This window comes from Gryllotalpicola protaetiae (assembly GCF_003627055.1).
Classification (GTDB): Bacteria; Actinomycetota; Actinomycetes; order Actinomycetales; family Microbacteriaceae; genus Gryllotalpicola; species Gryllotalpicola protaetiae.
The window spans coordinates 1429752-1444141 of record NZ_CP032624.1; the positions used below are offsets into that span (position 1 = coordinate 1429752).

At 68.4% G+C, this 14390-nt stretch carries 9 protein-coding genes; 5 read left to right on the plus strand and 4 right to left on the minus strand.

The window, feature by feature from the left end; all coding sequences use genetic code 11:
* The first annotated feature begins 170 nt into the window (after window positions 1–170).
* From D7I44_RS06990 to D7I44_RS07000, 3 genes are all read left to right on the plus strand, one after another.
* Entirely contained in the window at window positions 171–815 is a 645-nt protein-coding gene (locus D7I44_RS06990) for an alternate-type signal peptide domain-containing protein (RefSeq protein ID WP_120788833.1), read from the plus strand.
* A gap of 93 nt (window positions 816–908) precedes the next feature.
* On the plus strand, window positions 909–2297 hold the full coding sequence (locus D7I44_RS06995; protein ID WP_120788834.1) for a hypothetical protein: 1389 nt from the start codon (window positions 909–911) through the stop codon (window positions 2295–2297).
* A gap of 22 nt (window positions 2298–2319) precedes the next feature.
* Window positions 2320–2958 carry a signal peptidase I gene (locus D7I44_RS07000; protein ID WP_120788835.1) on the plus strand — a complete coding sequence of 213 codons (639 nt, stop codon included), beginning with the start codon at window positions 2320–2322 and terminating at the stop codon, window positions 2956–2958.
* A gap of 8 nt (window positions 2959–2966) precedes the next feature.
* Here the strand turns inward: D7I44_RS07000 and D7I44_RS07005 are convergent, their stop codons facing one another.
* The 3 genes from D7I44_RS07005 to D7I44_RS07015 all read right to left on the minus strand — a co-directional run bounded on the left by D7I44_RS07005 (window position 2967) and on the right by D7I44_RS07015 (window position 9541).
* Complete coding sequence (locus D7I44_RS07005; RefSeq protein ID WP_245980098.1) at window positions 2967–3491, minus strand: class F sortase; 525 nt, start codon at window positions 3489–3491, stop codon at window positions 2967–2969.
* A 149-nt stretch (window positions 3492–3640) separates the two neighbouring features.
* Window positions 3641–8761 (minus strand): Spy0128 family protein, encoded by a 5121-nt coding sequence (locus tag D7I44_RS07010; RefSeq protein WP_162940104.1) that lies wholly within the window; start codon window positions 8759–8761, stop codon window positions 3641–3643.
* Window positions 8762–8965: 204 nt separating this feature from the next.
* The gene (locus tag D7I44_RS07015; RefSeq protein WP_162940105.1) at window positions 8966–9541 is read right to left on the minus strand and encodes a TetR/AcrR family transcriptional regulator; all 576 of its coding nucleotides are present in this window, start codon (window positions 9539–9541) and stop codon (window positions 8966–8968) included.
* A 140-nt stretch (window positions 9542–9681) separates the two neighbouring features.
* Between D7I44_RS07015 and D7I44_RS07020 the strand changes: the two genes are divergently transcribed.
* The gene (locus tag D7I44_RS07020) at window positions 9682–11187 is read left to right on the plus strand and encodes a DHA2 family efflux MFS transporter permease subunit (RefSeq protein ID WP_120788838.1); all 1506 of its coding nucleotides are present in this window, start codon (window positions 9682–9684) and stop codon (window positions 11185–11187) included.
* Window positions 11188–11354: 167 nt separating this feature from the next.
* Here D7I44_RS07020 and D7I44_RS07025 read toward each other — a convergent pair whose 3' ends face one another.
* A complete protein-coding gene (locus D7I44_RS07025; protein ID WP_120788839.1) occupies window positions 11355–12404 on the minus strand; it encodes a zinc-dependent alcohol dehydrogenase family protein in 1050 nt (349 codons plus the stop codon).
* Between the two features lie 109 nt (window positions 12405–12513).
* On the opposite strand from D7I44_RS07025, the gene D7I44_RS07030 reads away from it, so the two are divergent.
* Entirely contained in the window at window positions 12514–14388 is a 1875-nt protein-coding gene (locus tag D7I44_RS07030) for a gamma-glutamyltransferase family protein (RefSeq protein ID WP_120788840.1), read from the plus strand.
* Window positions 14389–14390: the final 2 nt, after the last annotated feature.

A 14390-nucleotide genomic window follows, 5' to 3' on the forward strand; every position in this document is an offset into this window, starting at 1 on the left:
TGGATTCTTCATCAATCTGGCTTGTATCCCTGTAGTATATAAGCAAGGTTGAATCCGAGGGCACCACCCGAGGAAGGCCGCTGATCGCCCCGAACCGGGCGCGAACAACGACACGCCGGCGCCGCCCACGACGCGAGTGCCTGCACTGACAAGAAAGGCAGGAACACCTGATGAACAAACTGTTCAAAGGAACCCTTGCCGGCGCGGCCGGCGTGGCACTTCTCCTCGGCGGAGCCGGAACCTTCGCGCTCTGGAACGCCGACACCACAATCGGCGCCCAGCAGCAGATCCAGGCGGGCAGCCTCAGCATCAAACACTTGGGCGATGGCAGCTGGCAGCGACTAGGAGCCGACACGAACAACGGTTGGGTTGACTTCGAGCCAGAGACGGGCGTGATCGTGCCAGGCGATCAGTTGCGGTACTCGACCACGGTCGCGGCCACCGCAGAGGGCGGCATTGTCTCCGCTGTATTTAGCGTCGATCCCACTGCCCTGGAAGGCGCCATCACAGCCGCGACCCCCGACGCCGAGGGCGCCGGCGCCGCTCTCGCCACCGCCCTGGGTACGGCCGAAGTCACAGTGAACGGAGTCACCAATTCCAGTGATCCCGTCGCGATCAGCCCAGGCGACCCGTCGCACGTCGACGTCGCCGTCGTGGTGTCGTTCCCGAGCGGTGCCGCAGGTGACGACAACGAGGCCATGAACGGCAAGGTCACTCTTGGGGACGGCATTCCGATCACCGTGACGCAGGTCATTCCGGGCGCCAACGGCAACGGCAACGGCAACGGCAACGGCAACGGCAACGGCAACGGCTGATTATCTCGGGCCAGTCGGCGCGGGCGCCGCACGACTTCAGGCGCCCGCGTCAACATCCCTTTTGACGCTTCGACACGACTCAAGGAACCGCTGATGTCCACCACGACAACTGCCTCCGCGCACCGCCGCAGGTTCGGCGTCCTGGCGGCGGTCGCGGTCGGGGCTATGGCTGTGATCACGGCGGGCCTCGGCGGGAACGGCGGTACCTACGCGCTCTGGAACGACACCGTCAACATCGGAAGTGGGGCCACCATCACCGCCGGCTCGCCGAGCCTCAGCGTGCAGGGCTTCGAAGACCTCGATCACGAATATCGCGAAGGGTATCTCGAAGCTCAAGCGACGGTGACCGTCACCAATGACGGGAATACCCGCCTGCACAGCTTCGCCGTAGAACGCTCGCATTCCGGCGCGGGGGCTCTGTACAACGCGGTCTCGACGACATTCACCCCGGTCGACGCCACCGGCAGCTCCGAATGGGACACCTGGCTCAGCGACGTCACCCTCGCGCCCGGAGAGCACGTCGTCTATACGGTGAGAACCACGCTTGCCGCCAACGACTTCGCGGGCCTCTCTGCGCTCGAAATGACGACGAACGTGACGGTCTCCGCGCAAGCCGGCACGTCATGGACGGCATCGGACTCCAACGCTTTCACTCAGACGGTCACGGAATCGCCGGGTCCTGACGTCCCCACGGATGACTTCAACATGAGGTTCATGACGGATCCGGCGGGTAACACGCCACTTCCTCCGGCCGGTGTTGAGACATACAGCATCTACGTTCACTGGTCTTGGGAGGTACCCAATGCGCATACCAGGATGACGCTCGTGATCAACGATGTGGCCCTGGACCCACCTGGTCAAGGAATTTCGGACGGTTACCACGCCAGCCTCAGCCCTTGGAGCATCCCTGGCGGCCCTCCCGCGGTGAACAGCCCAGCGGTTCCGATCGTGATCGAAGTTGTCGCTGATCGGGGCACCGCAAGTGAGCTCGTCATCGCGCGGGGAACTTTTTGGCTCCAGCAGACGAACTCGGGCTTCTGGTTCTTCCCAACTGACCCGGCGATCTCATCTGCGTCTGGGCATGGGCCAGAGTCGCTTGCGCCCACGCCAGAACCTGATGCCGAAGTCGCCCCCAACACCATCGAGGAGGTCGAACTGCGCGTAAGCGATCGGGGAGACGGAACCCTGGAGCTCTCCTGGCAGAACCCGGTTGAGATTCCGGACGACACAAGCCACACGCTGTACCTCAACGGTCAGCCGACGGGCGACCAGACCGACACCACGAACCCGGTGTTCATTCTGACACCGACACGAATCTCGGCGGAGCTGTGGGCCACCGAGAACGACGCCCGCGAGGTGGTCGTCACAATCGTGCCGGAGCTGACTGACGGGCCCGGCGAACCGATCGCACACACCATCATCTGGGTCACGACCGCCTCCAACGGCACCTTCACCCTGCACGCCACGAACCCCGCCGCCTGAATCGGTCTACGAAAAGGACGCCATGAGCACGACAGCAGCACTCGCGCCGCTCACCGCCACGGCACCTGAGCGTGGCCCACGCCGCGAGCGCGGAGTGTGGGCATGGCTCTGGTTCGGCATCAGCGCGGGCCTGCTCGCGGTCATCCTCGGCATCGGCGTCGCCGCGATCGCCGTTCCGCGATTCGCCGGCGCGGTGCCCCTCACGGTGCTCAGCGCCTCGATGGAGCCGAGCCTGCCCCCCGGCACGATGCTCATCGTGCGCCCGCTCGCACAGGACCAGATGAACCAGGTGCGCATCGGCGACATCATCTCGTTCCAGCCGAGCCCGCAGGACCCCACCCTGATCACCCACCGCGTCGTCGGAATCAGCCACGTCACCGATGGCCGGACGATCTTCACCACCCAGGGCGATGCCAACGCCACCGTCGACGCGCCCGTGCACGACTACCAGGTACGTGCTGTGCTCTGGTACTCCCTGCCGGGCCTCGGCTGGGTCAGCGACGCGATCAACGGGCAGGGCAACCGCGTCTGGATCATTCCAACCGCCGCCGGACTGCTGTTCGCCTATGCTGCCTACACTGCGATCTCCACCACCGTCACAGCGGTCAAGAAGAAGCGCGCGGACCACGCGAGGGGCGAGGAGAATCGCGGCGCAGCGTAGGTCTCTGCTCAGTGGGCGTCGAGCTGCGCCGTGATGACCATGTTCTGCGTCGAAGCGCGGCCATCTCGGCGCTGCAGGCAGGTGATGACGACAAGCCTGCCGGGAACGTTCGCCCAGACATCCGCATCGCTCGAGATATCGAGCTTGCCGATCGCCTTCGCGCCCGTCACGCTGTAGGCGACGTCCGCGACATCGATGGTCGCACCGACCGCGACCTTCGCCTTCTGCGCTTTCACATCGATCAGATAGTTGCCAGGGCCGACCGCACCGTTGCGCAACGAGTGCGTCGCGACGAACACCGTGCCGGTCGGCGCCTGGGACAACGGCACGCCGAGGTTGCGCACGTCGTATGCCGACGCGAAGCCCGGAGGCGTGATCGTGCCGTGCGTCATGTCGAGCGCACCGAGGGGGACATCGAGCCCGACGGAGGGCACGCGGAATCGGTCACCGGAATCCGCAACGGCGTTCATGTCGTGGATGACCTGCGGGGTCAGCCCGGAACCCGGTTCGAGCCGAACCGAGTTACCGCGCATGTCCTTCCCGGTAGCGTCTTCTGGAGCTCGCGACAGGACCGCGGCGGTGATCGCGCCAGCAGCGAGCACAAGCGCAATGGCGCCGAGTGCTATCGCGGCCCACAGCCGACGGCGCCGTGGAGCCATCGTCGTAATGCGCTGTCGCGAGGTCAGCCTCGCTTCCGGCGCAGGAACAAGACGAGCGAGAGAACAGCGGCAACCGCGGCGAGACCACCGAGAACGAGCTGCCATGGCCACGGCGCATCGGGCTCGGCGAGCGTTCCGCCCGTGCCAACGCTCGGACCGGCCACCTCCGGGCAGTCGGATTGACCAGGGCACGGCGGCACGGGCTGCACGTAGTTCACGAAGTTCTCGTCGCCGTCGTACACGATCTGCGCGGCGAGCGCGCCCTCGCCGTCGTCAGTGACGGTGACGGTCGCCATCGCCTGGTTGATGTCGAAGGTCAGACCCTGCTTATCGGATGGGATCCCTTCCCTCACGAGATACGAGAACTCACCCGGCTCCGTGAACGTGATCGCGCCGAATCCGAATGATTCCGCGTTCGCCTGAGTCACGTTCACCGTGGTCTGCGCAGGCAGAGGGGCACCGGGCGTCACTGCGGTGAGCTGAAACGTGAACACTTCGTCGGCGGACCACGCGCGCCCGATCAGCGTCTTGGAGAACTCCGGAGTCGCCGTCACCGGGTCGGCGGCGTAGGTGTTGGCGAACGACACCTGCGGTGTCTCGCCTGCGAGCGCCGACGTCGACGTCGTGGTCGTACCATCGGTCACGGTCGCCACAACGTCGAGCTCGTCACCGGCGGCCGACAGACCCGGGGTCAGGGTCACGGTCCACTGCGTGGGGTCATAGGTCACACCCCCGAGCGAGCCGCCCGCCTCGCTGATGTGGAACACGAAGGACGAACCGATGTCGGTGCTCGAGAAGACGATTCCCTCGAGAAGCCTGCTGAGCCCGGGTGCCCCGGTGGGGTCGCCGTTTGCGATCGTCGCGCCCGTTGTCGGGATCCCGGCGATCTCGGCGGATGCCGCATCAGCCGGTACGACCGTGAACTCGAACTCACCCAGCCTCAACTCCCGACCCGTGAGCGTCTTGATCAGGTCGACGCCGTTGAACACGAGCCCAGCCGACCAGCGGTTGGTGAACGTCGAGGCCGCCTCGCCGCCTTGGATCGTCACGGTCGCCTCCAGCTGGCCGTCGAGGTCGCTGTCGGTCACCACGACATCGGCGATCATCCAGTGCTCATCCATCGTGACGCCAGCGGGGGCTGGATCAGTCGCCTCGCTCACCCGGAACTGGAAGGTGCCCTGCCTCGTGAACGTGATCGTGTCGAAGGAGAACGGCGCAGAGGCGCCTGAAGCCTGCGCCGCCCCGACCGTCACCGTAGTCTGTGTCGGCAGGATGACAGCACCCGAGGTAACCGCTGCTTGGGTGTCAGCGCCGCTCGCGGCGAGGTCGAAGCTGAACGTGTCCCCGCTGGCCCACGGACGGCCCTCGAGCACCTTGGTGCCCGACAGAGCGGCGGTCGCCGGGGCGGCGTCGTATGTGTTCATGAACTGCACGGCAGTGTCGCCGAAGGCCGTGCAGCCGCCGTCAGACGCGCCGGTGAGCGCCGCCGCCGTGGTACGGCAGACATCCTGCGTCACCTGGACCACGGCGGGATCGCCGGTGGCGCCGACCGTCAGGCGATACACGAAGGCGGCATCATCATAGGTCACGCCCCCGAGGCTGCCGGGCTGCTCGACGACCGAGTAGTAGTACGTGTAGCCGACGTGGCCGCTCGTGAACAGCAGCTCCGGGGAGATGACGGATGTCCCGCCGGGCTGGTTGCTCGCGACCGCCGATGGCTGACCGTTGAAGGTCGGAGCCGTCGGCGCATTCAGCTGCGCCGAGCCGAGGAAGCGGAATTCGAAGTTGTACGCGACGCTCGGGGCGCGCTCCTGCTCACCGGCGGGCAGCGTCAGGTCGGTGATGAGCTTGTCGGCGGTCAGGCGCACGCCGACTTCCGTAGCGTCGAAGGTGTTGGTGAAGGTCGCCGTGGTGGCCCCCGCCTCGCCCGCCGCGCCGTCGTCATTGCGGAGCTGCGTCAGCGTCGAGCTGGCAGCGAGCGTGCCCGTGCCGTTGTCGGTGACCACGACCCGCCATCGGTACTCGGCCGCCGAGTAGGTGATGCCCGGCGTCCCGCCTCGCGTCTCGGTGATCGTGAAGTCGAAGGTGCCAGGAGTGTCGAACGCCCGCGCGGCGAACACGCCCGACTGCGCCGCCTGCGTCAATGTCAGCGACTCGCAGGTCTCGGGACCGTTCACGGGGCACAACCGCGCCTCGAAAGTATCGGTCGGCGACCAGTCGCGGCCGTTGAGCACTTTCTCGATGGCCGGTCCGGCAACGGCGGGCGTCGGGGCCGGGCTGTACGTGTTCACGAAGTCTGCACGCGCCGGCGTCGTCTGCGGAAGCGCGATGGTGCCGGACTGCGGCGACGACGGCGCCGGCGACGTCTGCGTGTAGCCCGGCGGCGGCGTCGGCTCTGCGACCGACCAGGTCGCACCGTTCGGCAGGCCCAGGATCTCCGCGAGCTGCCCCGCCTTCAGCTGGATCGTGCCCCCGCTGCCGACCGTGCCGCTGCTGACCGCGGTCGTCGGGTCAGATGCGTTGAACACCGAGTAGGGGAACGTGGCTCCGCTCGAGATGTTGCCGAGGGTCACCGTGAAGCCGAACAGCGTGTCGGGGTTCGGGTTCAACCCGGCATCCGCTTGCGTCTGCTTGCTGATGATCAGCCGGCCCGGCACCTCGTACGACAGATAGCCGTTGTTGCCGAGCGCCGCCGCGACCGCGCCCGTGCCGACGGCGAGGGGCCCCGCCGCGCCCACGTCGCCCCACGTCGTACGGCGGGCCCAGTCATCGGTGGCGGTGACGTTGCCGCGGGCCGGGTCGCTGCAGACCGGGTTGTTGCCCACCCAGCTCAGGCTGAGGCACTTCTCGTGGTCGAGGCTCGTGGCGCGGCTCGAGTAGTCGGCCATTCCGGCCGGGGCGACGATCTCACCGTCGACCGCGTCGTCCACCGTCAGCCCGGCGGCCACGAGCGCCGCCTTGGTCGTCGTGTTGACGTCGAATTCCTTGGTGATACTGCTGCCGATCAGGTGGTACGCCACCGTGCGGAAGCTCAGCGCCGCACTTGGCGCCAGGCCGTTCCACGCGGCCACGGTCAGCGGCGTCGTCCCGGCGGAGTCCGTGTAGATCGGCGTCGCGCTCCCGAAGCGGTAGAAGTCGTTCTGCGCCGCGGGGACGAAGGTGGCCGAGGTGCGCGCGACGTCCGGCTCGTTTGCGGCCTTCGCCGACGAGTTCCAGTCGTTCGAGTAGAAGCGCACGTGGCCGTCGGCGTCCGTGTGCGCGTGCATGTACGACACCAGGGCGTCGCCCGCATCGGAGCCGCCGGTGTTGAGCGACAACGGATCGGCGAGCGCCGCGGTGACACCGGGCTTAGGCGCGACCGTGTACATGATGTGCACAGGTTCGGACGCGTACACGTTCATCGACACGGGGTCGCCGTCGGCGTCCTCGTGGACCCAGGTGTCGTTGAGCGGCAGGAGCGCTGCGGGGATCTGCACGGTCACAACGTCACCGACGGCGAGGTTGCTGGACCGCTCCACGTTGATCCTGATGTTCGCGACGTTCGTTGGGCCCGACAGCCCGTTCGCCGCGTAGGTGCCTTGGAACGTATACGTCGTGACGGCGCCTGAGACGCTGGAGGTGGGGTTGGTGAACGTCGCAGGCACGCAGGCGGTCGGCGCGCCCTCGCCGCCACCAGCGGGCAGCGCCGAGCAGAATGTGATGCTGTTCATGCTGCTCACCTGCATGAACTCGCCTGCTGGGTCGGTGAATGTGACATAGCCGGAGGTCGTGTCCTGACCGTTCTCGATCTCCACCGGGTGGTTCGGGGCGGCGTCGATGATCTGCTGGGCGATCTGCCGGAACACAGCGATCAGGTCGTCCTGAGTGACGGGGGAGAAGTACTGGTCGTTGTAGCGCAGGTCATCGGCACCGGTGGGGTTGAACGGCGTGTCTGCCGGGTTCGTCGGATGGGTGACGGTGAAGCTCTGGCCACCGCTGTTGACCGGGACCGACGGCGTTCCCCCGGTGCGATAGGTGTTGAACGCGTTCGTGAAACCCGCCGTCATGGTGTTGCCGGTCGTTCCAAGCAGCTCACGTGGATTCAGCGTTGCGAGCGCAAGGTCGCGGCCCTGCGCCGAGAGGCCCTGAATGCCGAGGCCGATCGTGTAGACGCGAGGGTTGACCGCGAGCGCGGGGTCGGCGTCGTTGTACACCGACGCGATCTTCTTCTTGAGGAACGACGCCGCCATCGCGGCGAGGAATCCGTTGCCGTAGTACTGCGTCGTCGTCGGCGAGGACGGGCCCTGGTTGAGGCCGGACTCAGCGACGGCCCACCACGCAGGCTGCGCTGCCGAATACGTCGGCTCGCCGTCGGTGAAGACGATCACGTTGGGGACGCGCTGGTTCTCACCCGTCACCGCGGCGCTGGGCTGGTTCGCCAGCTGGTTCATGCCCGTGACGATGCCGCGCTGGATGTTCGTGCTCTGGACGGAGCCGCTCACCGTTCCTGCGGTCAGAGTCTGGCCGTTGCCGAGCGTGATCGTCAGGGTGACGGTATTGCCCACCTGAGTCCGCGTCATCCTGACGTAATGGGTCGGGTTGCTCGTTCCCGAAAGCGGTACCGGCGCACCCAGCGCTTGCAGCACACCGGAGTTCGTGCCGAACTGGACTATGGCGATGCGGTTCTCGGGGTTGTCATCGGCGATGATGCCGATCGCGACGTCAAGCGCCTGCACCATCGCATACGCGCGGGAGTTGGTGTACGAGGTCGTTCCGGACGCGCTCGTGCAGGTCGAGGTGCTGCCGACGCATTGCAGCATCGAGTACGAGTTGTCGAGCACCATCGAGACGTCGATCGGCACCTGCTCTTCGCCGATGACGTGACGGGTGGAACCGAGCGCGGAAAGCGCGACGCCTAGTTCGTCAGGCCCGCCGCTCCCGCCAGCCAGTGTGCTGCTGTCGAAGACCGTCTTGTCGGTCCAGATGCGGCCGGGATCGCTGGAGAGCTGGTCGTTGCCGACGGTGTGCGCCCCGGGGAACTCGCGATAGGTCGCAGGGTCGGCTGCTTTGGTCGCCGGGGCGGGGCCCACGGGTGCTGCGTGCGCAGCTGGGGCGAGCGCCGCGAGTCCCGACGTCAGCAATCCGACCGCCAATGCGGCGGCCACGACCCTCTTGATCCCCACTGCGGCTCCCGGTGATGAGGTATTGATCGGTCATCAGTGCAGCGCTTGCGGTCACCCGCGTATCAGCGCGAATCGTGGGGAAATACCGCCCCCAGGGCACAAACTAGCGCGCAGCGGTGGCCACGCGCCAGACTCCGGCCTGTTGCAGCACGCGCGCAACACCGATGGCCGGGGTGCCGCTGGAGCCTAGCGCAGGCCCATCGTCGCGAGCCGGATCAGCCGCTGCAGCGCGGCGTCGGAATCGCCACGACGTTCGGCGGCCCACGCGAGCGATCCGATCAGGGCGTTGAGATCGGATGCCTGCACATCGGCGCGCACCGCCCCCGCGGCCTTCGCCCGCGCGAGCAGCGTGTCGGTTCCCGTGCGCATCGGCTGGCACTTCGTGCCGAGCGGCGAGTTCGGGTCCTGCAGCGCGATCGCGATCGACTCGGGAAGCCCGCCGTAGGTGCGCAGGTGGCGCGCGAGCTCGAGGATCCACTCATCGAGGGCCTCGCCGGCGTCGGGCTCAGCGATGAGCCGACGCGCAGTATCGCCGAGGTCGGTGAGCGCGCCGTGCAATGCGGCTGCGAGCAGAGCGTCGCGGGTGGGGAAGTGGCGGTACAGCGTGCCGGGGCCGACGCCCGCGCGGCATGCGATGTCGTCGAGCGACGCCCCGGTGCCGTTCTCGGCGAAGGCCTGCGTGGCGACCTGCACGATCTTGTCGTAGTTGCGCTGCGCATCCGCGCGCAGGGGCCGCCTCACCGTCGCGGCGTCGGTACTCATCTCGTTCACTCCCAGCGAACCGGATTCATCCTCCGCTTGTTGACAAAGCGGAGCCAGTCTCCATATATTGAGGATTCCGAGAGACGGAGACTTCCTCCGGATTCGGAAAGACCATACACCTTCTCGTGACGGGACAACCCTTGACCGACACTCTTTCCCTTGATCTCACAGCCGAGACGACGGATGCCCCGCGGCGCGCGGCGGGCAAAGCATCCTCACTTTCGAGCCGCGGCCTGGCCGCGGCGAGCGGCAAGCGCGGAAAGGCTTCCGCACTTGCCCTCGTCACCGTGTTCATCACCCAGCTCATGCTCGTCGTCGACGCGAGCATCGTGAACGTCGCGCTTCCGGACATCCAGAAGGCGCTGCACTTCACGCCGAGCGGCCTGAGCTGGGTCGTCACCGGCTATGCGCTCGCGTTCGCGGGGCTCATGCTGCTGACGGGCAAACTCGGCTCGAAGATCGGCGCCAAGCGGGCGCTCATCATCGGCACGCTCGTCTTCATCGTCGCCAGCGCTGCCGGGGGGCTCGCGCCGACGGCATCCGCCCTCATCGTCGCCCGTGTCGTGCAGGGCATCGGCGCTGCGATCGCCGCGCCGAGCACGCTCGTGCTGCTCATCGAGAACACCACCCCCGGGGCGCAGCGCAACCGCGCGATGAGCCTGTTCGTGCTCGCGGCTGGCTCGGGGGGCGCCATCGGGCTGATCCTCGGCGGCGTGCTCACCACCGGCTTCGGCTGGGAGTGGGTCATGTTCGTCAACGTGCCGATCGGCATCCTGATCGCGCTCGGCGCCGCGTTCTTCCTGCGCGAGACGGAGCGCACGGGCGAGCGGCTCGACTTCGGCGGCGCGACCACCAGCGTGATCGCGATGGTCGCGCTCGTCTACGGCTTCACCTCTGCGGCCACCTCGGGCTGGGGCAGCCCCGTCGTGATCGTGTCGTTCGCGGTCGCTGTCGCATCGCTCACCGCCCTCGTGCTGATCGAGCGCGGGCACCGCTCACCGGTGGTGCCGCTGCAGCTGTTCACCCGATCCCGCTCGGCCGTGCCGCTCGTGTCGATGCTGCTCGTGCCGGCCGGCATGTTCGCGTTCTTCTACCTGATCACCCTGTTCACGCAGGACGTCTACCACTTCAGCCCCCTCGGCACCGGCCTCTCGCTGCTGCCGTTCGTCACCGTGATGATCGTCGTCTCGCAGTTCGCCCCGCGGCTCCTGCCGCAGTTCGGCGAGCGACTCGTCGGCGCGGTTGGACTGGCCGCCCTGGTGATCGGGCTCGGCTGGCTGTCGCAGCTGCAGGCGTCGGAGAGCTATGCGGCAGGCATCCTCGGCCCCATCGTCGTGATGGGCGTCGGAGCCGGCCTGACGTTCGCGCCCATCACCGGGCTCATCATGGCGCACGCGCCCGAGGGCCACGTCGGCGCGACGTCGTCGGTGCTGCAGACGATGCAGCAGCTCGGCGGGTCGATCGGAGTCGCCGTGTTGTCGACCGTGTTCGTCTCGGCGGCCGCGACCGCCGGGCTCGCGGGTGGCCTGACCACCGCGATCATCGGCGGGGTCGTGTTCGTCGGCGTCGCGTTCGTGCTCTATGCGCTGTGGGGATCGAACGCCCCGGCTGTGCAGACGGATGCCGCACCGGTCGTCACTCACTAGCGGTAGCCCGGTAGCCCGGCCGGCCCGCAGCCCGGTCGTCACTTTGTCGCTCGATCTTGAATTCTGGGCGGACTTTGTGACGACCGGGCGGCGTCGCGCCAGCCCGGTCGTCACAAAGTCATCCCGCCGCAGCGGATTCGCCGACAAACTGACGACCGGCGGCTGGGCTACGGGCGCAGCAGCACCTTGATCGCGCGGCGCTCGTCCATCGCAGCGTAGGCCTCGGCGACCTCGGCGAGCGGCAGCTCGAGGTCGAAAACGCGGCCGGGCTTGAGAGCGCCGCTCCAGACCTCGGGCAACAGCTCCTCGATGTAGTTGCGCACGGGAGCCATGCCGCCGCGCACCCCGACGTTCGAGTCGAACAGCTGCCGCACCGGCAGCTCGGGGCCGCCGCTCGGCACGCCGACGAAGCCGACCTGGCCGCCGGGGCGGGCGACGCGCAGCGCCTGGTCCATCGAGTCCTTCGTTCCGACGCACTCGAGCACGGCATCCGCCCCGATACCGTCGAACAGCTCCTTGACCGCCGCGATGCCCTCGTCGCCGCGCGCCGCGACGATGTCTGTCGCGCCGAAGTCGCGGCCGAGGTTCTGCCGGTCTTCGTGGCGCGACATCAGCACGATGCGTGCCGCGCCCAGGCGGTGCGCGGCGAGCACACCCAGCAGCCCGACGGCGCCGTCGCCGACGACCGCCACGTTCGAGCCCTGCTTCACACCGGCCGAGACTGCGGCGTGGTGACCGGTGCCGAACACGTCCGCGAGGGTCAGCAGATGCGGCACCAGTTCGTCGGCCGGCCAGGACGGCGTCGCGACGAGCGAGCCGTCGGCGTGCGGCACGCGCACGTACTCGCCCTGCGCGCCGGGCAGCGCGTTGCCCCAATGGTCATGGCCGCCCCACCAGCCGATCTCGAGGCACGAGGTCGTGAAGCCGTTGCGGCAGTTCACGCAGGTCATGTCGCAGTCGTAGAACGGGGCGATGACGAAGTCGCCCACCTCGATCCTCGACACTTCGGAGCCGACGGATTCCACGACACCGACGAACTCGTGCCCGATGCGCGCCGGCCGCGGCACCGGCGAGATGCCCCGGTAGCGCCAGAGGTCAGAGCCGCAGACACAGGCGGCGACCACCTTCACGATGGCGTCGGTGCCCCTGATCAGCTCGGGCTTCGGAACCTCTTCGTATCGCACGTCGTTCTTGCCGTAGATCGTCGTCGCATGCATGCCGTCAGCGTACCGACCGCGTGCGCGGGAAAAACGTTCCTTGCGCGGGAGAAGCTTCGCCCGCGGACGTGCCGTTTCACCCGCGCACACAGCGGCTAGCGTGAGGGGCATGCCCTTCTCGACGCCCGACGCGTTCACGACCCGGCCCACCCTGCGCGGCAGCTTCGGAATGGCGGCTTCCACGCACTGGCTCGCGACGGCCACGGCGCAGTCGGTGCTCGAGCGCGGCGGCAACGCCTTCGACGCGGCGGTCGCCGCGGGCTTCGTGCTCCACGTCGTCGAGCCGCATCTGAATGGGCCCGGCGGCGATCTCACGGGATTGTTCGCGACGGATGCCGAGGGTGTCCGCGTCTTCATGGGCCAGGGCGCCGCGCCCGCGCGTGCGACGATCGAGCACTACCGAGACGTCGAGGGGCTGACCGAGATCCCCGGCTCCGGCGCGCTCGCCGCCGCGGTACCCGGGGCGGTGGATGCCTGGCTGTGGCTGCTCGCCGCGCACGGCACCTGGGAGCTCGACGCGGTGCTGCGCTACGCGATCGGGTACGCCCAGGACGGACATCCGGTCGCCCCCGGCGTCGTCACGACCATCGAGCGCATCGCGCCGCACTTCCGCGCGCACTGGCCGTCGTCGGCCGCGCTCTGGCTCGACGAGGCGGGCAACGCGCCACGCCCGCACGCCGTCGTCACGAACCCTGCCTACGCACAGGTTCTGCTGCGGCTCATCGCCGCCGGGCCCGACGACGGCACTCGGGTCGACCGCATCGACGCGGCGCGCGCCGTCTGGAAGACGGGTTTCGTCGCCCAGGCCATGGAGTCCTTCGCCGCACAGCCCCACTGGCACAGCGACGGGCGGGAGCACGCGGGTGTGCTGCAGGCATCCGACCTGGCACTCTTCGAGCCGGGCGCGGAAGAGCCGGTCACCCTTGATTTCCGAGGGCTGACGATCGCCAAGACCGGCCCGTGGGGGCAGGGGCCGGTGCTGCTGCAGATGCTCGCGATCCTCGAGGCATACGGCCGCCTGCACGGACTCACCGACGAGCACCTCGACCCGTCGACAGCGTTCGGAATCCACGTGATCGCCGAGGCCGAGAAGCTCGCCCTCGCCGATCGCGACGCCTGGTACGGCGACCCCGCGTTCGTGGATGTGCCGCTCGCGACGCTGCTCTCGCCGGCCTATGCGGAAGAGCGCGCCGCGCTCATCGGCGAGCGCGCGAGCGCCGAGCTGCGCCCCGGCTCGCCCGACGGGCGCGTTCCTGTGGCGCTGACCGGCGCGCAGGGCGTGGGCAAGACCGGGCTGGTCGATGACATCGACGAGACGGATGCCTCAGCCGAAGACGCAGCCCCCGGCGACGACCCGGGAGCCGAGCTCGCCACCGACGCCAACGGCCAGACCCGCGGCGACACCTGCCACCTCGACGTGATCGACGCCGCCGGAAACCTCGTCACGGTGACGCCGTCGGGCGGGTGGCTGCAGTCGTCCCCGACGATCCCGGAGCTCGGCTTCTGCCTCGGCACCCGCCTGCAGATGTCGTGGCTCGACGAGTCCTCGCCGAGCGCGCTTCGCCCAGGCGCGCGGCCGCGCACGACCCTGTCGGCGACGCTCGTGATCGGGTCCGACGGGTCGCCGCTGTTCAGTCTCGGCACCCCGGGCGGCGACCAGCAGGACCAATGGCAGCTTCCCGCTCTGCTGCGGATGATCGTCGGCGGGTGGGATGCCCAGCAGGCGATCGACGCCCCCGCCTTCCACACCACGAGCCACCTCTCGAGCTTCTGGCCGCGGGTGTGGGAGCCGGCCGGGCTCATCGTCGAAGGCCGCGTCGGGGCATCTGTCATCGCCGAGCTCGAAGCGCGCGGCCACCGCGTCACCGTGCCCGGCGACTGGTCGCTCGGCCGGCTCTCGGCCGTCGGCCGCGCGCCGTCGACGGGCACGCTCTGGGCGGCGGCGAACCCGCGCGGCGCGCAGGGCTACGCCGCCGGACGCTGAAT

Coding starts and splice junctions, on each gene's coding strand:
- D7I44_RS06990 (WP_120788833.1), top strand. CDS start 171: ATGAACAAACTGTTCAAAGGAACCCTTGCCGGCGCGGCCGGCGTGGCA.
- D7I44_RS06995 (WP_120788834.1), top strand. CDS start 909: ATGTCCACCACGACAACTGCCTCCGCGCACCGCCGCAGGTTCGGCGTC.
- D7I44_RS07000 (WP_120788835.1), top strand. CDS start 2,320: ATGAGCACGACAGCAGCACTCGCGCCGCTCACCGCCACGGCACCTGAG.
- D7I44_RS07005 (WP_245980098.1), bottom strand. CDS start 3,491: ATGCGCGGTAACTCGGTTCGGCTCGAACCGGGTTCCGGGCTGACCCCG.
- D7I44_RS07015 (WP_162940105.1), bottom strand. CDS start 9,541: ATGAGTACCGACGCCGCGACGGTGAGGCGGCCCCTGCGCGCGGATGCG.
- D7I44_RS07025 (WP_120788839.1), bottom strand. CDS start 12,404: ATGCATGCGACGACGATCTACGGCAAGAACGACGTGCGATACGAAGAG.
- D7I44_RS07030 (WP_120788840.1), top strand. CDS start 12,514: ATGCCCTTCTCGACGCCCGACGCGTTCACGACCCGGCCCACCCTGCGC.